Origin of the sequence: Streptomyces sp. CB01249, from assembly GCF_001905735.1 — a bacterium.
In the GTDB taxonomy this organism is placed as follows: domain Bacteria; phylum Actinomycetota; class Actinomycetes; order Streptomycetales; family Streptomycetaceae; genus Streptomyces.
In genome coordinates this window covers 339,648-365,544 of record NZ_LISW01000008.1, presented here as the reverse complement: position 1 = coordinate 365,544, position 25,897 = coordinate 339,648, and the positions used below count along the sequence as shown (strand labels likewise).

Sequence of the window (25,897 nt, the reverse complement as noted above, 5' to 3'; positions counted from 1 at the left end):
TCAAGCTCACGCCGGCTCTCCTACTGCATCGTCATTTCCGGGCTGCCTTGTTGCACGCAGCATAGGCGCCTGATGGGGCGTTTTCCGGTCGGGGCGACCGACGCTCCGACCGTCATATTACTCGCCAGTACACCCAGCGTGTGCCCAAGGGGCAAGCGCTCTGCACTGTGATCTGCCCAACGCGATCCGCCCGGGAACCCCCGGGCGTCGCGTCAGTCCCGCAGAGCCGTGAACCGGCCCTGGTGATAGACCAGCGGCCGGCCCGCGCCGACCGGGTCGCCCTCGACCACCTGCGCGATCACGATGTGGTGGTCGCCCGCCGGGACCCGGGCCACGACGCGGCAGACCAGCCAGGCCAGCACGTCGTCCAGCAGCGGAACGCCCTCCGGGCCGCTGCGCCAAAAGGTGGAAGGACCGAATCGGTCGGCGCCGCTCCGGGCGAAGGTGGCGGCCAGCTCCTGCTGGTGTTCGCCGAGTATGTGCACGCCCACGTGCTCGGCCTCGGCCAGCACCGGCCAGCTGGAGGACGCGGTGCCGACGCCGAAGGAGACCAGGGGCGGCTCGGCGGCCACGGAGTTGAGCGAGGTGGCGGTGAAGCCGACCGGGCGCTCCCCGGCGGCGGTGATCACGGCCACTCCGGCGGCGTGCCGGCGGAACACGGAACGCAGCAGCTCCGGGGATGCCGTGCGCGTCTCGCCGAGCCCGGGTGATGCCGTCATGGAGATGTCCTTCTGCGCGTCGGAAATGCGGGGCCGTGGGTGCTCAGGCACCCGGACAGCACGCGCCGGCGGTGCGGGCGAGGTCGATGTACGCCCGGCCATGGAGAAGGGGATCTGACGGCATAACGTCAGACTGACGATGCGCGGTCGGTGCAGTCAAGGGCGTCCCACCAGGTGGGAGAAGCATCACGGTCCGTCATATCGCCCTGCCGAGGGCGGCGACGACGTCGACGGTGCGGGGCTGCCCCTCCGCGCGTCGGACGATCCGGCCCCCGGCGTCGAGGACCAGCACGGTGGGGGTCCGGCTGATGCCGAGGTCGCGTACGAGCGCGAGACGCGCCTCCGCGTCGATCTCCACATGGGCGACCCCCTCGACCATTCCGGCCACCTCCGCGAGGGTGCGGCGGGTGGCCCGGCACGGCTGGCAGAAGGCGGTGGAGAACTGGACGAGCGTGGCCCGCTCCCCCAGTTCCGCGCCGAGTCGTGCCGCGTCCAGCCTTTCGGCGCCTGCCTGCCCGTCCACCTTCGGCCTCCTGTCAGAGCTCTACGCAGGGGGTCAGCGCCCGAGATGCCGCGGGCATTCCCGGACGGCCCACGTGACGAGAATCTCGCGGCCCGGCGCCGCCGGGACTGGCCACCACGTCGCCGCATGGGGCACGATCGCCCCAATGCCGAAAACCTACGGCTGCGTAACTTCCGCCGGGAGAACCTCCGCGGGCGCTGAAGAAAGGGTCTTCCCCAGATGGCAGAACTCGTCTATCGGCCGGTCATCGGCGCCGCTCGTACGTTTTTCAAGGCGCTCGACCTGAAGATCGACACTCAGGGTTCGGAGCACATCCCGAAGACCGGTGGCGCTGTTCTGGTCAGCAACCACATCAGTTATCTGGACTTCATCTTCAGTGGCCTCGCCGCGCTCCCGCAGAAGCGGCTGGTGCGTTTCATGGCCAAGGAATCGGTATTCCGGCACAAGGTCTCCGGGCCGCTGATGCGCGGGATGAAGCACATTCCCGTCGACCGCAAGCAGGGCGAGGACGCGTACGCGCACGCGCTGGAGTCGCTGCGGTCCGGCGAGATCGTCGGGGTGTTCCCCGAGGCGACGATCTCGGAGTCGTTCACGCTCAAGAGCTTCAAGTCCGGTGCCGCGCGCCTGGCGCAGGAGGCCGGGGTGCCGCTGGTGCCGATGGCGCTGTGGGGCACGCAGCGGCTCTGGACGAAGGGCCGGCCGCGCAGCTTCAAGCGCAACCACACCCCGATCACCATCCGCGTCGGCGAGCCCGTGGAGGCCCCCACCGACCAGTACGCGGGCGCCATCACGCGGCGGCTGCGCGAGCGGGTGCAGGAGTTGCTCGAAGCGGCGCAGCGGGCCTATCCGGTCCGGCCGAAGGACGCGAGTGACACGTGGTGGGTGCCCGCGCACCTGGGCGGTACGGCTCCGACGCCGGCCGAGGTCCGCGAGCGCGGCTGAAACGTCACGCCGGGGTGCGGACGGTCCGTCCGCACCCCGGCGCCGTTCGGGCCGTGCCTAGGCGGCGGCCATTTCCTCCTTGAGCGCGAGGAGGAACGCGTCGACGTCCTCCTCCGTGGTGTCGAAGGCGCACATCCAGCGCACGTCCCCGGCCTGCTCGTCCCAGAAGTAGAAGCGGAAGCGCTTCTGGAGCCGTTCGGTGACCGCGTGCGGCAGCCGCGCGAAGACGGCGTTGGCCTGCACGGGGTGGAGGATCTCCACGCCGTCGATCCCGCGCACGCCCTCGGCGAGCCGCTGGGCCATCGCGTTGGCGTGCCGGGCGTTGCGCAGCCACAGGTCGCCCGCGAGCAGCGCCTCCAGCTGCACGGAGACGAAGCGCATCTTGGACGCGAGCTGCATCGACAGCTTGCGCAGGTGCTTCATGGCGCGGACCGCGTCGGGGTTCAGGACGACGACGGCCTCGCCGAAGATGGCCCCGTTCTTCGTGCCGCCGAAGGACAGCACGTCGACGCCGACGGTGTTGGTGAACGTACGCATGGGCACGTCCAGGGATGCCGACGCGTTGGCTATGCGGGCGCCGTCGAGGTGCACCGTCATGCCGTGCCCGTGGGCGTGCTCGCAGATGGCGCGGATCTCGTCGGGGGTGTAGACGGTGCCCAGCTCGGTGTTCTGCGTGATCGACACGACCTGCGGCATGGCGCGGTGCTCGTCGTCCCAGCCGTACGCCTGCCGGTCGATGAGCTCCGGGGTGAGCTTGCCGTCCTCGGTGGGGACGGTGAGCAGCTTGAGGCCGCCGACCCGCTCGGGCGCCCCGCCCTCGTCCACGTTGATGTGCGCGGACTCGGCGCAGATGACCGCGCCCCAGCGGTCGGTCATGGCCTGGAGCGACACCACGTTGGCGCCGGTCCCGTTGAAGACCGGGAACGCCTCGGCGGTGGGCCCGAAGTGGCTGTGCATGACGCGCTGGAGATGGCCCGTGTAGTCGTCCTCGCCGTAGGCGACCTGGTGGCCGCCGTTGGCGAGGGCGAGCGCCGCGAGGATCTCGGGGTGCGTCCCCGCGTAGTTGTCACTGGCGAAACCGCGGACCTGCGGGTCGTGATGGCGACGCGCGTCGGTCCTTACGGTTGCGGGGTCAGCCACAGGCGCTTTCCGTTCACTTCCGGGGCGGGCCGGTCCCAGACGCCGGCGATGGCATCGGCCAGGTCCGTGACGTCGGTGAAGCCCGCGAACTTCGCATTCGGGCGCTCGGCGCGCATCGCGTCGTGCACCAGTGCCTTCACGACCAGGATCGCAGCCGCGCTGCGGGGGCCGTCCTCGCCCCCCGCCTTGCGGAAGGAGTCGGCGAGGGCGAGGGTCCACGCCTCGGCGGCGGCCTTGGCGGCGGCGTAGGCGGCGTTGCCCGCGGTGGGCTTGCTCGCGCCCGCCGCGCTGGTCAGCAGGAAGCGGCCCCGGTCGCTGCGCAGCAGGCAGTCGTGGAAGGCCAGCGAGGTGTTCTGCACCGTGCGGATCAGCAGCTTCTCCAGCAGCGTCCAGTCGGCGGGGTCGGTCTCGCCGAAGGTCGCGCTGCCGCGCCAGCCGCCCACGAGGTGGACGACGCCGTCGACGCGGCCGAACTCCTTCTCCGTCTTGGCCGCCCATTCCCGGGTGGCGCCGAGGTCGAGCAGGTCGACGGTGTCGCCCGTGACGGTCGCGCCGCCGTGGGCGTAACGCGCCGCGTCGACGGCTTCGGCGAGCCGGGCGGGGTGGGAGTCCGACGCGACGACGACCGCGCCCGCCTCGGCGAGCCGCAGCAGCGTGGCCCGTCCGGCCGGTCCGGCGGCTCCCGCGACGGCGACCACGGCGCCTTCGAGCGCGCCGTCCGCGTCGCCCGTGCTTGTTCCGTTCATGGCCTCCGCCTCCTTGGGACCTGTGCTCACGCGGCAGCCTTCCCCGTGTCCGAGCCGGTGATGCCCTTGGCCGAGGCGATCACGCTCTTCAGCTTCTTGGAGAGGGCCTCATAGAACATGCTCAGGGGAAACTCGTCCGGAAGCACGTCGTCCACGAGTTTCCGCGGCGGCTGGGAGAGGTCCAGGGCGTCGGGGCCCTTGGCCCAGCGGGAGCCGGGGTGCGGCGCGAGGTAGGTGGAGACCAGGTCGTACGCGGCGAACCAGTGGACCAGCTTGGGGCGGTCGATGCCGTCCCGGTACAGCTTCTCGATCTCGGCGCAGAGCTGGTTGGTGACCTGCGGGGCGCGTTCCCAGTCGATCCGGAGCGTGTTGTCGGTCCAGCGGACCACGTCGTGCTTGTGGAGGTACGCGAAGAGGAGCTGGCCGCCGAGGCCGTCGTAGTTGCGGACGCGCTCGCCGGTGACCGGGAAGCGGAACATCCGGTCGAAGAGCACCGCGTACTGCACGTCGCGGCCGTGCGGATTGCCCTCGGCCTCCAGCTTCACGGCCTCCTTGAAGGCGGTGAGGTCGCAGCGCAGCTCCTCCAGGCCGTACATCCAGAACGGCTGGCGCTGCTTGATCATGAAGGGGTCGAACGGCAGGTCGCCGTGGCTGTGGGTGCGGTCGTGGACCATGTCCCAGAGCACGAACGCCTGCTCGCAGCGCTGCTGGTCGCTGATCATCGCGCGGATGTCGTCGGGCAGCTCGACGCCGAGGAGGTCGACGGCCGCCTCGGTGACGCGGCGGAAGCGGGCGGCCTCGCGGTCGCAGAAGATGCCGCCCCAGCTGAAGCGCTCGGGGGCCTCGCGGACGGCGATGGTCTCCGGGAAGAGCACCGCGGAGTTGGTGTCGTAGCCGGAGGTGAAGTCCTCGAAGGTGATGCCGCAGAACAGCGGGTTGTCGTAGCGGCTGGCCTCCAGCTCGGCGAGCCAGTCGGGCCAGACCATCCGCAGCACGACCGCTTCGAGATTGCGGTCCGGGTTGCCGTTCTGGGTGTACATGGCGAAGACGACCAGGTGCTGGAGGCCGTCGGCGCGCCCCTTGGCCGGCTGGAAGGCCAGCAGGGAGTCCAGGAAGTCGGGGACGTCGAAACCGCCGCCCACCCAGCTGCGCAGGTCCTTCACGAGGGCGCGGTGGTACGCGGCGTCGTGCGGCAGCAGCGGGGAGAGCTCCTCGACGGCGCCGATGACCCGCTCCACGGCGGCCTCGGCGAGCGCCGGGGCGGGCGCGCCCTCGGCGTCGAAGTCGATGGAACCGTCCTTCGACTGCCAGGGACGGATCTCCTCCACGGCGTTCTTGAGCGCGGGCCAGGCCGGGTGCTCGATCACCCGTGGGGCGGCAGCTATGTCGCCGGATGCGGCGCCGTGCACAAGAATTTCCGTCATCACACTTCCTCCACGGGAGAACCTCGCGTCTGTCCACCGTATCCGCGTGCGAGTCCCCGGGACAAGTGGGATTGTGGAAATTATCCTGCTGACCCCCATGGTCACCGTCATTTTTCCTGTGGTACGCCGCTGTCGCGGCTTCTTCGGGGGTTTCGCGCGGCGCTGCGCAGCGGGGTCCGCCCCTTCCCCGCACGGCGTTCCGGGGCCACTAGGCTGCCGGGGAAAGAGAGCGTCGACGGAAGCGAGCGGGCCTTGTCCATTCTCACGATCGGTCATCGCGGAGCGCCGGGCTTCGAGCCGGAGAACACGCTGCGCTCGTTCGTCCGCGCCGAGAAGGAGGGCGTGGACCTCATCGAGCTGGACCTGCATCTGAGCAAGGACGGCGCGCTGGCCGTCATGCACGACGCGGAGGTGGACCGGACGACCGACGGCGAGGGGCCGATCGCGGAGAAGACGCTCGCCGAGCTGCGCGCGCTCGACGCGGGCCTGGGCGAGCGGGTGCCCGTCTTCGAGGAGGTCCTGGACGCCGTGCGGTCCCCGCTCCAGGCGGAGATCAAGGACGTGGCCGCGGCGCGCACGCTGGCCCGGGTCATGCACGAGCGCGAGCTGGTGGAGCGCGTCGAGGTGATCTCGTTCCACGACGAGGCGATCGCCGAGATCGCGCAGCTGGTCCCCGGCGTGCGGACGGCGCTGGTGGCCAGCCGCTGGGGCGGGGACCTGCTGGACCGCGCGAAGGCGGTGGGCGCGACCCGGCTCATCCTGAACATCCGGCGTATCACGCGGGAACTGGTCGAGAAGGCCCACGCCGAGGGGATGACCGTCTTCGGCTGGACGGTCAACACCCAGCAGCAGCTGCGGCTGGCCCAGGGACTGGGGCTCGACGGCGTGACCACCGACCACCCCGACATCCAGCGCGGGGGCGGCGCCCCCGCGTAGCGGTCAGCCGTCCAGCTCCTTGACCAGCAGCTCGAAGGCCAGGTCATCGCGCTGGGGGATGCCGAAGCGCTCGTCGCCGTACGGGAACGGGGACAGCTTGCCCGTGCGGCGGTAGCCCCGGCGCTCGTACCAGGCGATGAGCTCCTCGCGGACGGAGATCACGGTCATGTGCATCTCCCGCACGCCCCAGCTCTCCCGGACGGTGCGCTCGGCCGCGGCGATGATCACCTTGCCGAGGCCGGCGCCCTGGAGCGCGGGGCGGACCGCGAACATGCCGAAGTACGCGGCCTCGCCGCGGTGCTCCAGCTGGCAGCAGGCGACGGGCGCGCCGTCGCGCTCCACCACGAGCAGCCGGCTGCCCGGGCTCTCGACCACCGCGCGCACGCCCTGCGGGTCGGTGCGCTGCCCCTGGAGGATGTCCGCCTCGGTGGTCCAACCGGTGCGGCTGCTGTCGCCCCGGTACGCCGACTCGATCAGCTCGACGAGCGCGGGGATGTCCGCTTCGGTGGCGTCGCGGAACGTCAGCTCTCCCATGTCCCGGGGCGGGGCGGTGTCCATGGCGGGTGTCTCCGGATTCTGTGCGGGGGCGGTGCCGGAGCAGCGTAACTCCGAGGGCGGCGCCGGGGCTCCCGGCGGCCCTCACGGGGCGCGCGGGGGCGCACACCGGGCGCATCACGGAAACACTCCCGTCGCGCGCTCCCCCAGTACCTCCGTGCGCCGCGTACGGGTGTCCGGCCCCGGGCATCTTCTGGGCGACGGCGATGTCGTTCGCCCGGGGGGGAGGGCCGCTGTGCACGGACCGGCGATGTCCGGATGGCTGCTGATGGCGTTGTGCGCGGTGACGGGCTCGTACTGCCTGCTGCGCACCCGTACGGGGAGCGCCGAGGAGCGCAGAGCCGCGCGGGCCGAGGCGCTGATGGGCTTCGGCATGGCCGCGATGGCGATCCCGGCGGCCGCCGTCGCCCCGCCCGCCTGGGGATGGGGCGTGTACGCGGTGTTCTTCGGGGTCGCCGCGCTGCGGGCGCTGTGGTTCTCCCGGCGCAGCGGACACCATCTGCACCATCTGGTCGGCTCCGCCGCGATGGTCTACATGGCCGTGGTGATGGCCCGGGCCGGGGCGGGCGGGCACGGCGGCGGCCACGGCTCGCACGCGATGGGGTCCCACAGCATGGCCGGGGCGGGCGGCATACCCCTGCTCACGGGGCTGCTCCTCGTCTACTACGCGGTGTACGTGCTGCGCTCGGGCGCCCGGCTGGTGCCGGTGGCCGCGGCGGCCACCGGCGGCGGGCCCACGCCCGGGGGCTGGGGGGCGCGCCCGGAGCTGGCGCTGGCGTGCCGGCTGACCATGGGCATAGCCATGTTCGCGATGCTGCTCACCCTGTGAGACGGGAAGGGCCTCCTTTCGTGGTGTGCGTCACTTGGCGCGCGGAGCCATATCCGTGTGTGGCGCGGCCCTCATAGGCTGACGCCATGTGGGTCTCCCTAGCGCTGCTGCTGCTCGGTGCACTGGCCGCCGTCGTGACCCCGCGCCTGATGGCGCGGGCCGAGTGGCCCGAGCGCGAGCCGGTGGTGGCGCTGTGGGTGTGGCAGTGCGTGGTGGCCGCGGTGCTGCTGTCGTTCGCCCTCTCCATGACGTTCAGCGCGGCGGCCGCCTGGCAGGCGGTACGGGGTCATGTCTTCGCGCCCGCGCCGCACGCCGTCGTGGAGGCGTACGCGCTCGCGGGCCACGGGGCGTGGTCGGCCGTGATGGCGGTGCTGCTGGCCCTCGGCGGGGTGTGGACGGTCGCCATGCTGGCCCGGGAGATCCACCGCGCGCAGCTGCGGCGCAGGCAGCGGCGGACCGAACTCCTGGTGCGCGCCCCGCTGATGCCCGGCGAGGAGCCGGGGTCCGGGCGGCTGGTCGTGCTGGAGGGCGAGCGGCCCGACGCCTGGTGGCTGCCGGGGTCCGCGCCCCAACTCGTCATCACCACGGCCGCGCTGGGGCGGCTGAAGGGACGCCAGCTCGACGCGGTCCTGGCCCATGAGCAGGGCCACGCGCAGGCCCGGCACGACTGGTTGCTCAACTGCTCGGAGGCGCTGGCGACCGGCTTCCCGCAGGTGCCGGTGTTCGCGGCCTTCCGCAACGAGATGCACCGGCTGGTCGAACTGGCCGCCGACGATGTGGCGTCGCGGCGCTTCGGCCGGCTGACGATCGCCCTCGCCCTGGTCGAACTCAACGAGGACCGAGGCGTGTTCGGCCCGTCCTCGGCCGCGGACGCGGAACTGCCGCTGCGGGTGAACCGGCTGCTGGCCCCGGCGGGCAGGCTCACGGCTGGACGGCGGCTACGGCTGACCGCTGCGGCGGCCCTGGTGCCCGTGGTCCCGCTGCTGGTGGCGTTCGTCCCGGGGCTCAGCGCGCTGAAGTAGCGAACGGGTTCTTCGGGCGCGCTGAAACGGCCGGAGGGCGCGCCCGTCGGCGAGGATCGGGCCATGCACATTCCGCTGCTCTCCCCCGTCGGCCGGGTCCGTGCCGTTTCGCGCCTCTCGCGGACGGGCACGGTCTGCGCGGTGCTCGGCGGTGCGGTGACCGCGCTGGTGGTCGCCCGGTGGCGGCCGCTCGTGAACCTGGACGAGCGGATCGCCGAGGCGCTGCACCGGCGGGCGGTGACCGAGCCCGGCCTCGTCCATGTCAACCGGCTGCTGACGGACTGGCTGTGGGACCCGTGGACGTTCCGCGCGCTGATCGCCGTCGCCGTGGTGACCCTGTGGTGGCGCGGGGCCCGGCCGCTCGCGGTGTGGGTGGCGGGGACGACGCTGCTTTCGGCGCTCGTCCAGCAGGGCGTCAAGGCCGCCGTGGGGCGGGACCGGCCGCAGTGGACGGACCCGGTGGACTCAGCCCACTACGCGGCCTATCCCTCGGGGCACGCGATGACGGCGACGGTGAGTTGCGGGCTGCTGCTGTGGCTGCTGCACCGGTCCGGCGCGGGGCGCGGGCCATGGCGCGCGGCGGTGGGCGCGGCGGCCGTCTCGGTGCTCGGGGTCGGGCTCACCCGGCTGTACCTGGGCGTGCACTGGCCGTCCGACGTGCTGGGCGGGTGGCTCCTCGGGGCCGCGCTGACCGCCTTCGCGATCCGGGGCTACGACCGCTGGTGCCCCGCCGGGCCCGCCCGCCGGAGGCCCTGACCAGGCAGGGCGCCGCGGCCACCGGGCAGGTGCCCTTGCCCGGGGCCCGCCGGGTCGGCGAGGATCGGTGCCATGCCGATCAAGGGTGCCCTCTTCGACTTCTCCGGGACGCTGTTCCGGATCGAGCCGGTCCGTTCCTGGCTCGCCGCGACCCTCGCCGAGCGGGGGGTGCGCGTGGACGAGGCCGCCTTCGAGCGGTACGCGGCGGAGCTGGAGGCGTTCGGCGCGCTGCCGGGGGGATCGAATCCCCAGCGGATGCCCGAGGAGCTGGCGGACGACTGGCCGCGCCGCGACGAGAGCGCCGAGCTGCACCGCGCGGTGTACACCGGTCTGGCCCGCCAGGTCGCCCTGCCCGACCCCGGTCTGTACGACGCGCTGTACGACCGGCATCTGCGCCCGGACGCCTGGCTCCCCTACCCGGACGCGGCGGAGGTGCTGGCGGGACTGAGCGCGGCCGGGGTCCGGATCGGGGTCGTCAGCAACATCGGCTGGGACCTGCGCCCCGTCTTCCGCGCGCACGGCCTGGACCGCTACGTGGACGCGTACGTCCTCTCCTTCGAGCACGGCATCCAGAAGCCGGACGCACGCCTCTTCCACACCGCGTGCACACTTCTCGGACAGGATCCCGCGGATGTGGTGATGGTCGGCGACGACCGGCGGGCCGACGGCGGGGCGGCGGCGCTGGGCTGCGAGGTGCGTTTCGTACGCCACCTGCCGGTGGATGAACGGCCCGACGGTCTGCGGGAGCTCGGACTGACCGAGAAGGTTGCCTGAGACACATGTGAGAGATGTCCCTGACGCGCAATGGGTCGGATTGTCACATCGTGGCCTTAGCCTGGAGAACATGTCCCCGACTCCGTGCCCGTCCGATTCCGTACGCCCCGCAGCAGTGGTGAATGAAGACATTCGCGACCTGTGGCGGCGTTCGGGCGGTCACCTGTCCCCGGAGGACGAGGAGCAGTACCAGCGTCTGCTGGTCGAGTGGGCCGCGGCGACCGGGGGCGGCGAGCGGCCGGCGTTCTGAGACGTCCCGGCTCCGGCGATCCCCTGCGTCGCCGGAACCGGTCCGTGGCGGGGGTACAGCATGTCCCGTCGCGGCTGATCGGTCAATGAAGTATTACGGTCCGTGATGCGCCCGGGCCGTACGGTGGCGAGCCCGCCCTTCGGCCCGCCGCTCAGCCCTCGCCGAGGCGCACCGCCTGGCAGGCCGCCGCTTCGAGGATGCGGTCGAGCAGCCCGGGGAACAGCGCGTCGAGGTCGTCCCGGCGCAGCCCGTTCATCTTGGACGTGCCCCGGTAGGTCTGCTGGACGATGCCGCTCTCCCGCAGCACCCGGAAGTGGTGCGTGGTCGTGGACTTGGTGACCGGCAGGTCGAAGCAGGAGCAGGTGAGCTCGGCCTCGGCGGCGGCCAGTTCGCGTACGACGGACAGCCGCACCGGGTCCGAGAGCGCGTGCAGGACCGCTTCGAGCCGGATCTCCTCACGGGCCGGGTGGGGCAGGGTGCGCGCGCCCGCTGCCGGGTCGGTGGTGCTGGCAGGGGTCACGGTCGCTCTCCGTATCGTCGCTCCGTCCGGGGCTCCCATACTACGAGACTCGTCGTAATTCGCCCCCCTCACTCCTGGGGGGCCGCCAGGTGCGGGAAGCGGTACTCGGTGCGGCTGCGGAAGTGTTCGCCGGGGCGCAGCACGGTGGCCGGCTGGTCGGGGCGGTTGGGCGAGTCGGGGAGGTGCTGGGTCTCCAGGCAGACGGCGCTGTGGCGCTCGTGGTGGCCGCCGTCGGGGTCGGCGAGGGTGCCGTCCAGCTGGTTGGCGGTGTAGACCTGGATGCCCGGTTCGGTGGTCCACACCTCCATGACGCGTGCGCCGCCGGGTGCCGTGAGGCGGGCGGCGCGGCGGGGAGCGGCCGGTGACCCGGCGCCGTCGAGGACCCAGCAGTGATCGAACCCGCCTGCCCGGCGCAGCTGTTCGTGGGGCAGGGCGATCCGGTCCGCGAGGGTCTGCGGCCCGGTCAGGTCGAACGGGGTGCCGGCGACGGGTGCGGCGGGGCTCTCGGGGATGCCCTCCTCGTCCACGGGAAGGTAGTGCCCGGCGTCCACCTGGAGGGTGTGGCCGAGGATGTCGCCCCGGGCGGTCAGGTCGAAGTAGGCGTGGTTGGTGAGGTTGACGACGGTGGCGCGGTCGGTGGTGGCCTCGTAGTCGAGCGCGAGGGTGCCGGCCGCGTCGAGGGTGTACGTCACGGTCACGTCCAGCGCGCCGGGGAAGCCCATGTCGCCGTCGGGGCTGTGCAGCGTGAGCCGCAGGACGGCCGCCTCGTCCGTGGTGGCGGCCTCGGCCCGCCAGATCCGGGTGTGGAAGCCGTCGGGCCCGCCGTGCAGGGCGTGGCCCCGGTCGGTGGCGGGGACCTGGTGCTCCGTGCCGTCGAGGGTGAACCTGCCGTGCGCGATGCGGTTGGCGTAGCGGCCGACGAGGGCGCCGAAGAACGGGTTCTTGCCCGTGTAGTGGTCCAGGGCGGGCAGCGAGCGGACGACCGAGGCTGGGGTGCCGGCGGTGTCGGGCACGGTGAGCCGGTGCAGGATGCCGCCGTAGGTGAGGATCTCGGCCCGGACTCCGGTGCCGGAGTCGAGCGTCCAGATGTCGACGTCCGTGGGCCCGTGGGCGCCGAACGGTTTGCTGTGCACGGTGGGGCGAGGCATCAATGATCCTTGGGGCGATCGGAAGGCCGGAGCGGCCGGACGGGCGGGCCGTGGGCGGTGGACTCCCCGGGGGTGGCGGGGAGTCCGGCCCGTGGCTACGGCGCCGCCGGTCCGGCGGCGGGCCGGGGAACGGTGGATTCGCGGACGACGAGCCGGTAGCCGGGCCGGGGCCGCCTGGGCTCCGTGACGGGTTCGCCGGACAGGCGCTCGACCAGGCTGTCGACGGCGAGCCGGGCGATGGCCTCCTTGTCGGGCGCCACGGTGGTGAGCGTGGTCGCGCCGTAGAGGCTCTCCTCGATGTCGTCGAAGCCCACGACGGCGACGTCCTCGGGGATGCGCAGGCCGCGTGCGGTCAGGGTGCGCATGGCGCCGATGGCGATGAGGTCGTTGTACGCGAAGACGGCGTCGGGGCGCTCGCCCCGGTCCAGCAGCGCGGCCATGCCGGAGGCCCCGTCCTCGCGGCCGTAGCCGTCGGTGACGACGACCAGGGCCTCGTCGGGCTCGATCCCGGAGGCGGCCAGCTCCTCGCGCCAGCCGCGCAGCCGGAGGTGGGCGGGCTGGCGTTCGCGGCCGGTACGGGAGCCGAGGAAGGCGATCCGGCGGTGGCCGAGTTCGACGAGGTGGCGTACGGCCTCGCGCGCCGCGGCGACGTTGTCGATCGCGATGTGGTCGTACGGGGCCTCGTACTCGCGCTCACCGAGCAGGACCAGGGGCGCGGTCTCGGTGCGCGCCATCAGGTCCTCGGTCTCCAGGTGGATCGGGCTGAGGATGAGCCCGTCGATGACGTGGGACCGGAACCCCTGGCTGACGAGGAGTTCCTTCTCGCGCAGTCCGCCGGTGTGGTCGACCAGCACGGTGTAGTCGTGCCGGGCGGCGGCGTCGACCACCGCGCCGGCCAGCTCCGCGAAGTACGGGTTGCCGAACTCGGGGACGGCGAGCGCGATGATCCCGGTGCGGCCCTTGCGCAGATGACGGGCGGTGAGGTTCGGCCGGTAGCCGAGCTCATCGATGGCCTGCTGCACCTTGGCGCGCATCTTCGGTGTGACGTGCTGATAGTTGTTCACCACGTTCGACACGGTCTTGATGGACACGCCCGCCCGTTGTGCAACGTCCTTGAGGCTGACGCCCACGGCACTCCCTGAATCGACTTGTCGCGCGGTGAGGCGCGGTGGCCCGGCTCCCGCCGGTTCGGCTCGAACGGCTCGAACGGTGCCGGGGCCGTGGGGCCCCGGCACCGGTTCAGGTGGTTCTGCGGCTGCGCGCCAGATAGCGCTGGGCCACGACGACAACGATAAGGAAGCCGCCGCTGACGACCGACTGGTACGAGGAGTTCAGCGAGCCGATCTGGTTGATCAGGTTCTGGATGACCTGGAGGAGCAGGACGCCCCAGAGCGTTCCGCTGATGGAGCCGGCGCCGCCGATGAGGAGGGTGCCGCCGATGACGACGGCGGAGATCGCGTCGAGCTCCATGCCCACGCCGAGGATGGTGACGCCGGAGGAGAGCCGGGCGGCGTTGAGCGCGCCGGCCAGCCCGGCCAGCAGTCCGCTGAGCGTGTAGACGAGCATCTTCGTACGGGCGACGGGCAGGCCCATCAGGGTGGCCGCGTCACTGCTGCCGCCGACGGCGAAGATCGACTGCCCGAACGAGGTGCGCTGGAGAAGGAGTCCGCCGAGGCCGAACAGCGCGAGGGCGATGAAGATCGGGTAGCCGAAGCCCCAGATCGCGCCCTGGCCGAGTTCCGCGAAGGCCGAGTCCTTGGGCACCAGGTAGGTGGTGGCGCCCTCGTCCGTGATCGCGAGGAGCAGCCCGCGCGCCCCGAGGAGGGTGGCGAGCGTGACGATGAACGGGGCCATTCCGGCGCGGGCCACGAGGAAGCCGTTGAGCAGGCCGATCGCGCCGCACACCACGAGCGGGATCAACAGGGCGGGCAGGATGCCCCATTGGGAGGCCCAGGCGGCGAGCACCCCGCCCAGGGCGAAGACGGACCCGACGGAGAGGTCGATGCCGCCGGTGATGATGACCATGGTCATCCCGAGCGCGACGATGGCCAGGAACGACGCCTGGACGGTCACCCCGCGGGCGTTGTCCAGGGTGGAGAACGTCGTCGGGTAGATGAAGGACGCGACGACCACGACCGTCAGGAGGACGACCAGGACGCCCTGGCGTTGCAGGAGTTCGGCGATCCGCCCGCCGGTCGTGCGCGGTGATCCGGCACCGGGCGCCGGCGTGGTGGCGCCGGAGGCGGCGGGGGTCTTGCGCGGGGCCGGGGCGGAGGGCGCCGGGGCAGGTGAGGTTTCGTTCATCGGGACCGACGCTCCCGGGCGACGTAGACGGCGGCGATGATGATGGCCGCCTGGGCGATCTGTGCGGTGGAGTCGGGCAGGTCGTGCTTGATGAGGGTGGCCCGCAGCAGCTGCATCAGCAGGGCGCCGGCGACGGTGCCGAGGACCCGGATGGAGCCGCCGTTGAGCGGGGTGCCGCCCACCACGACCGCCGTGATGGCGGAGAGTTCCATGAGGGTGCCGAGCGAGGACGGGTCGCTGGCGGTGAGCCGGGCGGTGGCCAGGACTCCGGCGAGGGCGGCGAGCACCCCGCAGAGCACGTACACCCCGATGAGCACCCGCCGCACCGGCAGTCCGGCCAGGGCGGCGGCGGAGCGGTTGCCGCCGATGGCGACGACCTGGCGGCCGAAGGTGGTCCGGGTGACCAGGAAGGCCACGGCGACGGCGAGGACACCGGCGATGAGGACGACCAGCGGGATGCCGAGGAAGGAGCCGGTGCCCAAGGACAGCAGGTCGGGGTTGACGATCTGCTTGAGCTGGCTGTCCGCCATGACCAGGGCGAGGCCCCGGCCGCCGACGAACAGGGCGAGTGTGGCGACGATCGGCTGGAGGCCGACGAGCGAGACCAGGGTGCCGTTGACCGCTCCGACGAGGGCTCCGGCGAGCAGCGCCATGACGAGCGCGGGGACCAGTCCGTAGCCGAGGTAGAGCGGCAGCAGCGCGGCGGCCACGGCCATGGTCGAGCCGACGGAGAGGTCGACGCCCTCGGTGCCGATGACGAGCGCCATGCCGAGCGCGACGATGACGATCGGGGCGACCTGGACGAGCTGGGTGCGCAGGTTGTCCACCGTCATGAAGTGCTCGGTGAACAGGGCGTTGAAGACGAGGACGACCGCGACGGCGAGGTAGACGCCGTACTCCTGGTACCAGGCGGGGTCGCGCAGCCGGGCGAGCGGCCGGGCTGCGGGGGTGGTGACTGCGGCCTGGGTCATCGGGGGTCCTCCTTCGCGGCCGGCGCCTTGTCCGCGGCAGCCGGTGAGTGGTCGGCGAGCACTTCGAGCAGATGGCTCTCCGCCACCTCGTCGCCCGCCAGTTCGCCCGCGACCGCTCCGCCGCGCAGGACGACGATCCGGTCGGCGCCCTCGATCAGTTCCTCGATGTCGGAGGAGATGAGCAGGACGGCCAGGCCCTCGCGGGCGAGGTCGTCGATGAGGCTCTGGACCTCGGCCTTGGCGCCGACGTCGATGCCCCGGGTGGGTTCGTCGAGGAGCAGGACCTTGGGTTCCAGGCAGAGCCAGCGGGCCAGCAGCACCTTCTGCTGGTTGCCGCCGGAGAGCTCGCCGACCTTCTGCTCGGGGCTCGCCGCCTTGATCCTGAGTCGCTTCATGAAGATGTCGACAATGCGGTCCTGCTTGGCGCGGGAGACGATGCCGGCGCGGGAGAGCCGGGGCATCGCCGCCAGCACGATGTTCTCGCGGACCGAGAGGCCGGGCACGATGCCCTCGGCCTTGCGGTCCTCGGGCAGCAGGCTGATCCCGGCCCGGATGGCACCGGCCGAGGTGAGGCGGCGCAGGGTGCGGCCGGCGATGCTCACCTCGCCGGAGTCCAGGGAGAGCGCTCCGGCGATGGCCTTCGCGGTCTCGCTGCGCCCGGAGCCGAGGAGTCCGCCGAGGCCCATGACCTCACCCGCGTACAGGTCGAGGGAGATGTCGTGCAGCTGGTGGTCGCGGGAGAGGCCGGTGGCGGTGAGGACGGGGGTGCGGGCGGCCTCGTGGCCCTCGGAGTCGAAGTTGGTGAGTCCTTCGCGGCGTACCTCGGCCATGTCGCGGCCGAGCATCATCGAGACGAGCTGCATCCGGTCGAGGTCGGCGAGGTCGCCGGTGTGGATGTGCTTGCCGTCGCGCAGGACGGTGACCCGGTCGCAGATCCGGTACAGCTCGTCCATGCGGTGGCTGACGTAGAGGACGGCGATGCCGCGTCCGCGCAGGTCCTCGATGACCCGGAAGAGGGTCTCGACCTCGCGGGGCTCCAGCGAGGAGGTGGGCTCGTCCATGATGACGACCTGGGCGTTCACGGAGACCGCGCGGGCCATGGCGACCATCTGCTGGGTGCCGATGCCCAGGGTGTGCAGGGGGCGTTTCGGGTCGACGCGGACGCCGAAGCCGTCGAGCAGTTCGCTCGCCTCGCGGTACATCCGCGGGAAGTCGATCAGGCCGAAGCGGTTCTTGGGTTCACGGCCGAGGAAGATGTTGCGCGCCACGCTCATCAGCGGGACGAGGTTCACCTCCTGGTAGATCGTGGAGATCCCGGCCTCCTGCGCCTCGAACGGCCGGGCGAAGACGACCTGTTGGCCGGCCAGCCGCAGCTCGCCCTCGTCGGGGCGGTAGACGCCGGTCAGCACCTTGATGAGGGTGGACTTCCCGGCTCCGTTCTCCCCCACCAGGGCGTGGGTCTCGCCGGCGCGCAGGGAGAAGGAGACTCCGTCGAGGGCGACGACGCCCGGGAACCGCTTGCTGACCGAGCGGGCCTCCAGGACGGCGGGGGCCGCGCCGGGCTCGTCCGCGAGGGCCGTTCCGGTCGCGCTGCTCTCCTTCACGTCGGCGGCCGGCTCCGGCGGCTGCGGTACTGCTTCGGGTGGTGCCATGGCTGGTCTTGGCCTTCCGCTCTTCCAAGGATGGGGGCCCGGTGGCCGCCGTGACGGGGGAGCGCCACGGCGGCGGTGAACCGACGGAGCCGGTACGGGCAGATGGGGCCGGCTGGGATCAGAAAGCGTTGCCGACCGTGGACTTGGCGTTGGACTCGTCGTACGAGCGGTCGCTGATGATGACGTTCTCGGGGATCTCCTCGCCGCCGTAGAACTTCTGGGCGGTCGCGAAGGCCAGCGGACCGAAGCGCGGGTTGGACTCGATGACGGCGTTGTACTCGCCGTTGACGATGGCCTGGACGGCGTTGCGGGTGCCGTCGACGGAGACGATCTTGATGTCCTTGCCGGGCTTCTTGCCGGCGGCCTTCACCGCGGTGACGGCGCCGAGGCCCATCTCGTCGTTCTCCGCGTAGATGGCAGTGATGCCGGGCTTGGACTGGATCAGCTGCTCGGTGACCTGCTGGCCCTTGTCGCGGGCGAACTCACCGGTCTGCTGGGCAACGATCTCCATGTCGGGGGCCTTGGCCTTGAGCTGGTCCACGAAGCCCTTGGTGCGGTCGGTGGTGACGTTGTTGCCCGACGAACCGAGGAGGATGGCGACCTTGCCCTTGCCGCCGGTCGACTTGATCATCGCGTCGGCGGCGCGCTTGCCCTGCTCGACGAAGTCGGAGCCCAGGAAGGCCACGTAGTCCTTGCAGGCGGTGGCGTTGAGCTTGCGGTCGACGGTGAGGACCGGGACCTTCTTGGCGGCGGCGGCCTTGAGGGCCGGCTCCAGGCCGTCCGAGTTCAGCGGGGCGACGATGAGGAACTGGGCGCCCTGGGCGAGCATGTCCTGGATGTCGCTGATCTGCTTGGACAGCTGCGACTGGGCGTTGGTGGTGAGCAGCTTCTTGACGCCGATCTTCTTCGCCTCGTCCTTGATGGACTGGGTCTCGGCGATACGGAAGGGGTTGGCCTCCTTCTCCGACTGGGAGAAGCCGACCACCGCGTTCTTCAGGTCGAGCTTCGGCGCGCCGTAGCTCTGCAGCGAGCAGCCCGAACCGGACGAGGACTCGGGGGTCTTGGCCGCCTGTGCTGCCTGGCTGCTGTCGCTGCTCGCGTTGTTGTCCGAGCCCTCCGACTTGGAGCAGCCGGAAACGGCCAGCGTGGCGGTGGCGGCGAGGACGCAGGCCACGGCGAGGGTACGGGATCGACGCTGGATCATCATGCGCGGGAGCTCCTTGGCGGGATGACGGCACGCCGAAGGGCGTGCGGTCGGTCATGGCTGGACGATGCATCGGCCGCTGCGCGGCGGCTGATGTCACTGCACTCACGGCCCCGCTAGGAGACGGCCCCTAGCTGCACAAACTGCGGTCGTGAGAGCCTGCGCGGCCTCTCGGCGGCTCGGTTTACAACGTTATATAGGCGGCGCGGCACGGGCGGCAAGAGCGTTGTCGATGCGTTTCCAAAATGTGTCGCAGCCGCTTCGTCCGGCTCCGGCGCCCGGACCCGGACGATGCCGTCGCACCTCTGGACAGCCGCCTGACGGCGTGCTGTCATACCGCCGGAACCCCATTTTCCAACGTTGCAGAAAAATGCCGCGCGCTCCGTACGGATCGCGAAGGCGCTCTTCGTCATGCGCGCGGCCGGTCCGTGCGGCCGCGCCGCGACAGCACCCTCTCTTGTCATGCGCATTCCCACGCCGGAGTTGCATGTCCGGCAGAGCAGGAGCCCTCCCCCATGCCCCTGAACCGCAGACAGCTCGTGACGGCCGCGCTCGCCACCGTCGCCGCCACCACGGCGGCCGGCCGCTGGTCGGCCACCGCGACCGCCGCCGAGCACCGGGTGCGGCCCGCGCGCGGCGGCCACTACTCCCCCAACGCCGCGCCCCTGCACCCCACCGCCTTCCTGAAGCTGCCGCCCGGCCGGGTCACGGCGCGCGGCTGGCTCGCCGGACAGCTGAAGCTCCAGCTGGACGGCCTGTGCGGCCGGTACGAGGAGTTCTCGCACTTCCTCGACTTCTCGGCCACCGGCTGGGTCCGCCCCGAACTCGGCGGCTGGGAGGAGGTCCCGTACTGGCTGCGCGGCTACACCGACCTGGCGATCGTCACCGGCGACGCGACGGCGCTGGCCTCGGTGCGCCGCTGGTTCGACGCGATCCTGGCCACCCAGCAGTCCGACGGGTTCTTCGGCCCGAAGGCGCTGCGCACCTCGCTGAACGGCGGCCCGGACTTCTGGCCGTTCCTGCCGCTGGTGCAGGCGTTGCGCTCCTGGCAGGAGTACACCGGGGACGCCCGGATCATCCCGTTCCTGAGCCGGTTCTTCCGGTACATGAACGCCCAGGGCCCCGGCGCCTTCAACACCAGCTGGATCGCCCTGCGCTGGGGCGACGGCCTGGACAGCGTCTTCTGGCTGTACAACCGGACCGGGGACGCCTTCCTGCTCGACCTCGCCGACAAGATCCACACGTACGGCGCCGACTGGGGCGACAACCTGGTCAACCAGCACAACGTGAACATCGCCCAGGGCTTCCGCGAGCCCGCCCAGTACGCGCTGCGCAGCGGCTCGGCGCAGGACACCCGGGACACGTACGGGACGTACGGCAAGGCCATGGACCAGTACGGGCAGTTCCCCGGCGGCGGGTTCGCCGGGGACGAGAACGCGCGACCCGGGCACGGTGACCCCCGCCAGGGCTTCGAGACCTGCGGCATCGTGGAGTTCATGGCCAGCCACCAGCTGCTGACCCGGATCACCGGCGACCCGCTGTGGGCCGACCGCTGCGAGGAGCTGGCCTTCAACTCACTGCCCGCCTCGCTCGACCCTTCGGGCCGGGCGATCCACTACATCACCAGCGCCAACAGCGTCGACCTGGACAACGTGCCCAAGTCGGAGCGCCAGTTCCAGAACGGGTTCGCCATGCAGGCGTTCCTGCCCGGCGTCGACCAGTACCGCTGCTGCCCGCACAACTACGGCATGGGCTGGCCCTACTTCACCGAGGAGCTGTGGCTCGCCACCCCCGACGGGGGCCTGGCCGCCGCCATGTACGCCGCCTGCGAGGTGACGGCCAAGGTCGCCGACGGCACCGAGGTCACGTTCACCGAGGAGACGGACTACCCCTTCACGGACACGGTCACCCTCACCCTGAAGGCCCCCAAGCGGCTGGCCTTCCCGCTGGTGCTGCGCGTCCCGGCCTGGTGCGACGCCCCCGAGATCGCGGTGAACGGGCGGCGCGTCGACGCCCCCGCGGGCCCCGCCTTCACCCGGATCGACCGCACCTGGGCCGACGGGGACCGGGTCACCCTGCGCTTCCCGCAGCGCACCACCGTGCGCACCTGGGCGGACAACCGGGGCTCCGTCAGCGTGGACCACGGCCCGCTCACGTACTCGCTCCGCATCGGCGAGACGTACGAGCGCATCGGCGGCAGCGACCAGTTCCCGGAGTACGCGGTCCACGCGACCGGCGCGTGGAACTACGGGCTCGTCCTGGACGCGACGAAGCCCGCCGCGTCCCTGCGCCACCACAGCGCGCGCCGGGTGAAGGCCGGCAACCCCTTCACGCTCGACGGCACCCCGCTGTCCATCACCGCGAAGGCGCGCCGCATCCCGGAGTGGACGGCGGACGACGAGCACGTGGTGGCGCCGCTCCAGGACTCGCCGGCCCGCAGCACCGAGCCGGTGGAGGACGTGACCCTCGTCCCGATGGGGGCGGCCCGGCTGCGGATCACCTCGTTCCCGACCACGGACCCGGGCGCGGAGCCGTGGCTCGCGGACCGCTGGTACCGCATCCGCAACCGCAACTCCGGCAAGGTCCTGGGCGTCGACGTCATGTCCACCGCCAACAGCGCGCACGTCGTGCAGTTCGGGGACACGGGCACCGACGACCACGACTGGCGACTGGTCGCGGAGGGCGACGGCTGGTACCGCATCCGTAACCATCACTCCGGCAAGGTGCTCGGTGTCGACAACATGTCGATGGACAACAGCGCGCACGTCGTCCAGTTCGACGACAACGGCACCGACGACCACCTCTGGCAGCTCGTCCCGGACGGCGGCGGCTGGTACCGCATCCGCAACCGCCACTCCGGCAAGGTCCTCGGCGTCGACAACATGTCCACGGCCGACAGCGCCCATGTCGTGCAGTACGACGACAACGGCACGGACGACCACCTCTGGCAGCTCGTCTGATTCCCGGCGCCCCGCGCCTCCCCCATACCGCTCCCGTCCCCGGGGGCCGCACCGAATCAAGGAGACGAACCTGTGAGCCGTTTACGCGTACCCGGCCGAAGGCCGTGGTGGAGACGGGCGATCGCGACGACCGGCCTGCTGGCGCTGGTGTCCTCCGCCCTCGTGGGGGTCGGCGCCTCGCCGGCCGGCGCCGCGTCCTGGTCGCCCAAGACACCGCCGATGACGACGCCCTGGACCAACCAGGTCCCGGTGGACAAGCCGCTGCCGGAGTACCCGCGCCCGCAGCTGACCCGGTCCGACTGGGCCAACCTCAACGGCATCTGGGACTTCGCGGTGACCGGCCGGGACGCCGGGCAGCCGTCGTCGTGGCCGGACCAGATCCGGGTGCCCTTCGTCGCCGAGTCCGCGCTCTCGGGCATCCAGCGCAAGATCACCGAGAACGACAAGCTCTGGTACAAGCGCACCTTCACCGTCCCGTCCGACTGGAACGGCCGCCGGACCGTGCTCAACTTCGGCGCGTCCGACTGGCAGACCACGGTCTGGGTGAACGGCACCCAGGTGGGCGCGCACAAGGGCGGCTACGACTCGTTCTCGTACGACATCACGCCGCAGCTCAACGGCGGTACGAACACGATCGTGGTGTCCGTCTACGACCCCACGCAGACCGGCGGCCAGGCGGTCGGCAAGCAGCGCATCAATGATGTGCAGCCGCACAGCGGGGGCGGGATCTTCTACACCGCCGCCTCCGGCATCTGGCAGACGGTCTGGCTGGAACCGGTCGCCGCCGCGCACATCACCCGGCTGGACATGACGCCGAACCTGGGCGACAGCACCCTGCGGGTGAAGGTGCAGGCCGACTCGGCGTCCGGGCGTACGGCCCGGGTCACCGTGTCCAGCGGCGGCACCGTGGTCGGCTCGGCCACCGGTACGGTCGGCTCCACGGTCTCCGTGCCGGTGCCGAACACGCATCTGTGGACCCCGGACGACCCGTTCCTCTACGACGTCAAGGCAGAGCTGCTCGACGGTTCGGCGGTGACGGACTCGGTCGGCAGCTACACCGGGATGCGCTCGATCGCGATCGCGAAGGTCGACAACGTCCTGCGGCCGGTCCTGAACGGCAAGTTCGTCTTCCAGACGGGCACCCTGGACCAGGGCTACTGGCCGGACGGCATCTACACCGCGCCGACCGACGCCGCGCTCAAGTCGGACCTCCAGGCCCACAAGGACCTCGGGTTCAACATGGTCCGCAAGCACATCAAGGTCGAACCGCAGCGCTGGTTCTACTGGGCGGACAAGCTGGGGCTCCTGGTCTGGCAGGACATGCCGGCCATGGACACCGGCAAGTCCCCGAGTGCGGCGGCCCGCACCCAGTGGGAGGCCGAGTTCCACGCGATCATCGACCAGCACCGCAGCTCGCCGTCGCTGGTCATGTGGGTCGACCAGAACGAGGGCTGGGGGCAGTACGACCAGGCCAGGATCGCCAACGAGGTCAAGGCGTACGACCCGACCCGGCTGGTCGACAACATGAGCGGGGTCAACTGCTGCGGCTCGGTGGACGGCGGCAACGGTGACGTGGTCGACAACCACATATACGTCGGCCCCGGCAACACCGCGCCCACCGCGACCCGGGCGGCCGTCCTCGGCGAGTTCGGCGGCCTCGGCTACAAGGTCCCCGGGCACGAGTGGTTCCCCGGCGGCGGCTTCAGCTACGAGGACCAGCCGAGCATCGCCGCGCTGAACGACCGGTTCACCGGGCTCATCGACGGCATCCGGATCGGCCAGCTCCCGGCGGGACTCTCCGCCTCGGTCTACACCGAGATCACCGATGTGGAGAACGAGGCCAACGGGCTGCTCACCTACGACCGCCAGGTCGTCAAGGTGGACACGGCACGAGTGCGGGCGGCGAACCAGGCCCTGATCAACGCCTCCAAGAACCCGGCCCCCCCGGTGACCCTGCCCACCGGGGGCTACAAGTCCCTGCGGGTCACCACGCCCGGCTACACCAACAAGTATCTGCGCCACCAGGACTCGCTGGCCTTCACGGAGGTGGTCGACGGCAACAGCAGCGCGCTGCTGAAGAACGACGCCACCTGGAAGATCGTGCCGGGCCTGGCGAACGGCAACTGCTACTCGTTCGAGTCGCGCAACTACCCGGGCGAGTATCTGCGCCACCGGGAATTCCGGGTCCGCCGCGAGGCGAACGACGGCTCCGCGCTGTACAAGGCCGACGCCACCTGGTGCGCGGTCGCCGGCTCCGGCGGTGTGCGGCTGACCAGCGCGAACCTGCCGGGCAGCTATCTGCGGCACATCAAGTCGGAGGTGTGGCTCGCCACCCCGGGCGGCGGACACGACTGGGACAACCCGGCCACGTTCACCGAGGACACCACCTGGGCGGTGGAGGCGCCCTGGGCGCCCTGAGATGAGCTGAGTACCGGGGTCCGGCGGCCCGCCCGCCGGACCCCGGTTCCGTCATGCGTCGCCCATGACCAGGCCCTCGATGGTGTGCTTCTGCACGATGGGCGCGAGCTCATCGACCACCGGGCAGCCCAGGTGCGCCCGGACCCGCTCGGGCAGCGACTCCCAGAACCCCCGGGTGACCGCCATGTCGTGGTGGCCGTCGTTCCCCGCGCCCGGGGCGTCCACGCCGAGGACCAGGACCGGGCGCGGGTCCTGCGACTGGTTGGCCGTACCCCGGTGGATGGTCAGGGCCGACCGCGCCGAGACGTCGCCCCGCTGCGGGTACTTGCGCTCGGCCAGGGCCTCGTAGCGCGGGTAGTCCTCGCGGCGCGGGAACATCGCGTGCCCGAAGCGGGCGTCGTCGTCCCACTGGGTGCCGGGCGCGATCTCGAACGGACCCATGTCCTCCCGGGTGTCCACGGCCGTGAGGTTGAACGCCAGCGAGGTGAGCCTGCGGTCGCGGCGGGTCTCCTCCGGCATCGGGAAGTCGCGGTGCCAGGGCTGGTTCACCGCCCCGGCCAGCGGCACGTCGAAGCCCAGCTCCACGATCCGGTAACCGGGGCCGAGGACCGCCTCGCTCACCGCGCGCACCCAGGGGTGGTCGACCAGGTCCACGAAGCCCCGCAACTGCTCGGGGTGGATCTCCACGTAGTAGCGGTGCGGGCCGCGGCCGACCGCGCCGCCCTCCCGGCCGCGCGCCTCGGCGAACGCCGCGTCGATGTCCTCGCGCATCCGGTCGGCCCACTGCGGGCTGAACGCCCCGCGGCAGGCGGTGATCCCGGCGCCGTACAGGTCGCGCACCGCGTCCTCGGCGGGCGGGAACGGGGCGGTGGTGGTCGCGGCCTCGGTCATGGTGTGGTCCTTCCTTCGTCCGGAGCACCCTCATATTGCAACGTTGCAACCAACGTGGCAAGAGTCTGCACGGGACTGTCTCGCAGCACCTGTTACGGTCACTGCGCACGGGGCGCGGGCGCCTTCGCCCGCCGGCAGAGAGCAGGAGCACCGAACGTGGCAGCGAGACTCAAGGACGTGGCCGCGCTCGCCGGGGTGTCCGTCAGGACCGTCTCCAACGTGGTGAGCAACGCGGCCGCCGTCGCCCCCGACACCCGGGCCCGGGTGCTCGCCGCGGTGGAGGAGCTGGGCTACCGGCCCAACCTCGCCGCCCGCAACCTCCGCCAGGGCCGCACGGGGATCGTCGGCGTGGCGGTCCCGGAGATCCACTCCCCCTACTTCGGCGCGCTCACGGGCCTCCTCATCGACGCCGCCCAGGAGCGCGGCTGGACGGTGCTCGTGGAGCGCACGGGGGGCCGGGCGGACCTGGAGCGGCGGCTGCTGGACGGCTCCGAGGGGCACCAGGTGGACGGGATGATCATCAGCCCCTGGTCGACGCCCCCCGCCGAACTGGCCACGCTCGCGGGCGGCCTGCCGCTCGTCGTCCTCGGCGAGCTCGATCCGCACGGGTCCATCGACCATGTGGCGCTGGACAACGTGGCGGCGGCCCGGGACGCCGCCCGGCATCTGGTGGCGACGGGCCGCCGGAGGGTCGCCGCGATCGGCCTCCAGTCCGCGCTGGGGCACGGCACGGCCGAGTTGCGGGCCGAGGGCTTCCGGCAGGGGCTCGCGGAGGCGGGGCTGAGCCCGGTCGCCGAGGTGGAGGTGGCGGACCTGCACCGGGCGGAGGGGGCGCGGGCGCTGTGTGAGCTGCTGGACCTGCCGGAGCGCCCGGACGCGGTGTTCTGCTTCAGCGACGAACTGGCCCTGGGGGCGCTGCGGGCGGCCGGTGAGCGGGGGGTTCGGGTGCCGGAGGACCTGGCGCTGGCGGGCTTCGACGACATCGAGGACGGGCGGTTCGCCACGCCTTCGCTGACCACGGTGTCGCCCGACCTGGCGCAGATCGCGGAGCGGGCGGTGCAGTGCCTGAGCGAGCGCGTGCTGGGGCGGCTCTCGGGGCTGGCGGCGCGCCGGATCGTGGTGCCGCACCGGCTGGTGGTGCGGGAGAGCAGCGGGGCCTGAGCATTCCCGGGGGGCCATCTCCGGGCAGCCGGAAGCTCCCGGCGGTGCGGGC

Annotated in this window: 25 protein-coding genes; 10 read left to right on the top strand and 15 right to left on the bottom strand. The window is 71.7% G+C overall.

Features of this window, described 5'->3' with window-relative positions:
• Positions 1-212: 212 nt before the first annotated feature.
• The 3 genes from AMK18_RS30095 to AMK18_RS30090 form a co-directional block, all read right to left on the bottom strand.
• A complete protein-coding gene (locus tag AMK18_RS30095; RefSeq protein ID WP_073865252.1) occupies positions 213-719 on the bottom strand; it encodes a flavin reductase family protein in 507 nt (168 codons plus the stop codon).
• Between the two features lie 43 nt (positions 720-762).
• Complete coding sequence (locus AMK18_RS35715) at positions 763-843, bottom strand: putative leader peptide (protein ID WP_376451235.1); 81 nt, start codon at positions 841-843, stop codon at positions 763-765.
• Positions 844-915: 72 nt separating this feature from the next.
• A complete protein-coding gene (locus AMK18_RS30090) occupies positions 916-1,242 on the bottom strand; it encodes a TlpA family protein disulfide reductase (protein WP_018106252.1) in 327 nt (108 codons plus the stop codon).
• 219 nt (positions 1,243-1,461) lie between these two features.
• Here AMK18_RS30090 and AMK18_RS30085 point away from each other — a divergent pair, with 219 nt between their 5' ends.
• Complete coding sequence (locus AMK18_RS30085) at positions 1,462-2,184, top strand: lysophospholipid acyltransferase family protein (protein ID WP_073865251.1); 723 nt, start codon at positions 1,462-1,464, stop codon at positions 2,182-2,184.
• Positions 2,185-2,241: 57 nt separating this feature from the next.
• Here the strand turns inward: AMK18_RS30085 and AMK18_RS30080 are convergent, their stop codons facing one another.
• Genes AMK18_RS30080 through AMK18_RS30070 form a run of 3 tightly spaced genes read right to left on the bottom strand, consistent with a single transcriptional unit; the run spans position 2,242 to position 5,494 of the window.
• Positions 2,242-3,324, bottom strand: coding sequence for a threonine aldolase family protein (locus AMK18_RS30080; protein WP_018106250.1), 1,083 nt, complete (start codon positions 3,322-3,324; stop codon positions 2,242-2,244).
• Positions 3,303-4,070, bottom strand: coding sequence for an SDR family NAD(P)-dependent oxidoreductase (locus AMK18_RS30075; protein WP_018106249.1), 768 nt, complete (start codon positions 4,068-4,070; stop codon positions 3,303-3,305). Before AMK18_RS30075 ends, AMK18_RS30080 begins: the two co-directional genes overlap by 22 nt.
• Before the next feature lie 26 nt (positions 4,071-4,096).
• Entirely contained in the window at positions 4,097-5,494 is a 1,398-nt protein-coding gene (locus AMK18_RS30070) for a DUF6421 family protein (RefSeq protein WP_073865250.1), read from the bottom strand.
• 252 nt (positions 5,495-5,746) lie between these two features.
• On the opposite strand from AMK18_RS30070, the gene AMK18_RS30065 reads away from it, so the two are divergent.
• Positions 5,747-6,430 carry a glycerophosphodiester phosphodiesterase gene (locus tag AMK18_RS30065; protein WP_018106247.1) on the top strand — a complete coding sequence of 228 codons (684 nt, stop codon included), beginning with the start codon at positions 5,747-5,749 and terminating at the stop codon, positions 6,428-6,430.
• 3 nt (positions 6,431-6,433) lie between these two features.
• Here the strand turns inward: AMK18_RS30065 and AMK18_RS30060 are convergent, their stop codons facing one another.
• Positions 6,434-6,988 carry a GNAT family N-acetyltransferase gene (locus AMK18_RS30060; protein WP_073865249.1) on the bottom strand — a complete coding sequence of 185 codons (555 nt, stop codon included), beginning with the start codon at positions 6,986-6,988 and terminating at the stop codon, positions 6,434-6,436.
• Positions 6,989-7,220: 232 nt separating this feature from the next.
• Here AMK18_RS30060 and AMK18_RS30055 point away from each other — a divergent pair, with 232 nt between their 5' ends.
• The 5 genes from AMK18_RS30055 (at position 7,221) to AMK18_RS34990 (ending at position 10,616) form a co-directional block, all read left to right on the top strand.
• Entirely contained in the window at positions 7,221-7,814 is a 594-nt protein-coding gene (locus tag AMK18_RS30055; RefSeq protein ID WP_026171939.1) for a DUF5134 domain-containing protein, read from the top strand.
• Positions 7,815-7,900: 86 nt separating this feature from the next.
• Complete coding sequence (locus tag AMK18_RS30050; protein WP_073865248.1) at positions 7,901-8,836, top strand: M56 family metallopeptidase; 936 nt, start codon at positions 7,901-7,903, stop codon at positions 8,834-8,836.
• Positions 8,837-8,899: 63 nt separating this feature from the next.
• The gene (locus AMK18_RS30045; protein ID WP_073865247.1) at positions 8,900-9,592 is read left to right on the top strand and encodes a phosphatase PAP2 family protein; all 693 of its coding nucleotides are present in this window, start codon (positions 8,900-8,902) and stop codon (positions 9,590-9,592) included.
• Between the two features lie 72 nt (positions 9,593-9,664).
• Complete coding sequence (locus AMK18_RS30040; RefSeq protein ID WP_018106242.1) at positions 9,665-10,366, top strand: HAD family hydrolase; 702 nt, start codon at positions 9,665-9,667, stop codon at positions 10,364-10,366.
• A gap of 70 nt (positions 10,367-10,436) precedes the next feature.
• Positions 10,437-10,616: a hypothetical protein gene (locus AMK18_RS34990; protein WP_051083973.1), complete on the top strand. Its 180-nt coding sequence runs from the start codon at positions 10,437-10,439 to the stop codon at positions 10,614-10,616.
• A 151-nt stretch (positions 10,617-10,767) separates the two neighbouring features.
• Here AMK18_RS34990 and AMK18_RS30030 read toward each other — a convergent pair whose 3' ends face one another.
• The 7 genes from AMK18_RS30030 to AMK18_RS30000 all read right to left on the bottom strand — a co-directional run bounded on the left by AMK18_RS30030 (position 10,768) and on the right by AMK18_RS30000 (position 18,418).
• On the bottom strand, positions 10,768-11,136 hold the full coding sequence (locus tag AMK18_RS30030) for an ArsR/SmtB family transcription factor (protein WP_018106240.1): 369 nt from the start codon (positions 11,134-11,136) through the stop codon (positions 10,768-10,770).
• A gap of 68 nt (positions 11,137-11,204) precedes the next feature.
• On the bottom strand, positions 11,205-12,284 hold the full coding sequence (locus tag AMK18_RS30025) for an aldose epimerase family protein (protein WP_073865246.1): 1,080 nt from the start codon (positions 12,282-12,284) through the stop codon (positions 11,205-11,207).
• Between the two features lie 95 nt (positions 12,285-12,379).
• Positions 12,380-13,414, bottom strand: coding sequence for a LacI family DNA-binding transcriptional regulator (locus tag AMK18_RS30020; RefSeq protein WP_073865245.1), 1,035 nt, complete (start codon positions 13,412-13,414; stop codon positions 12,380-12,382).
• A gap of 109 nt (positions 13,415-13,523) precedes the next feature.
• Positions 13,524-14,588, bottom strand: coding sequence for an ABC transporter permease (locus tag AMK18_RS30015; RefSeq protein ID WP_073865244.1), 1,065 nt, complete (start codon positions 14,586-14,588; stop codon positions 13,524-13,526).
• Positions 14,585-15,559 (bottom strand): ABC transporter permease, encoded by a 975-nt coding sequence (locus tag AMK18_RS30010; protein WP_018106236.1) that lies wholly within the window; start codon positions 15,557-15,559, stop codon positions 14,585-14,587. Before AMK18_RS30010 ends, AMK18_RS30015 begins: the two co-directional genes overlap by 4 nt.
• Positions 15,556-17,211 carry a sugar ABC transporter ATP-binding protein gene (locus tag AMK18_RS30005; RefSeq protein WP_026171937.1) on the bottom strand — a complete coding sequence of 552 codons (1,656 nt, stop codon included), beginning with the start codon at positions 17,209-17,211 and terminating at the stop codon, positions 15,556-15,558. The genes AMK18_RS30010 and AMK18_RS30005 overlap by 4 nt, the downstream gene beginning before the upstream one ends.
• Positions 17,212-17,329: 118 nt before the next feature.
• The gene (locus AMK18_RS30000) at positions 17,330-18,418 is read right to left on the bottom strand and encodes an ABC transporter substrate-binding protein (RefSeq protein ID WP_018106234.1); all 1,089 of its coding nucleotides are present in this window, start codon (positions 18,416-18,418) and stop codon (positions 17,330-17,332) included.
• Between the two features lie 512 nt (positions 18,419-18,930).
• Here AMK18_RS30000 and AMK18_RS29995 point away from each other — a divergent pair.
• Complete coding sequence (locus AMK18_RS29995) at positions 18,931-21,375, top strand: beta-L-arabinofuranosidase domain-containing protein (protein WP_073865243.1); 2,445 nt, start codon at positions 18,931-18,933, stop codon at positions 21,373-21,375.
• A gap of 147 nt (positions 21,376-21,522) precedes the next feature.
• On the top strand, positions 21,523-23,793 hold the full coding sequence (locus tag AMK18_RS29990) for an AbfB domain-containing protein (RefSeq protein WP_107422371.1): 2,271 nt from the start codon (positions 21,523-21,525) through the stop codon (positions 23,791-23,793).
• 51 nt (positions 23,794-23,844) lie between these two features.
• Here the strand turns inward: AMK18_RS29990 and AMK18_RS29985 are convergent, their stop codons facing one another.
• Positions 23,845-24,684, bottom strand: coding sequence for a phytanoyl-CoA dioxygenase family protein (locus AMK18_RS29985; protein WP_018106231.1), 840 nt, complete (start codon positions 24,682-24,684; stop codon positions 23,845-23,847).
• A 156-nt stretch (positions 24,685-24,840) separates the two neighbouring features.
• Here AMK18_RS29985 and AMK18_RS29980 point away from each other — a divergent pair, with 156 nt between their 5' ends.
• Entirely contained in the window at positions 24,841-25,845 is a 1,005-nt protein-coding gene (locus AMK18_RS29980) for a LacI family DNA-binding transcriptional regulator (RefSeq protein WP_073865242.1), read from the top strand.
• The last annotated feature ends 52 nt before the right edge of the window (positions 25,846-25,897 follow it).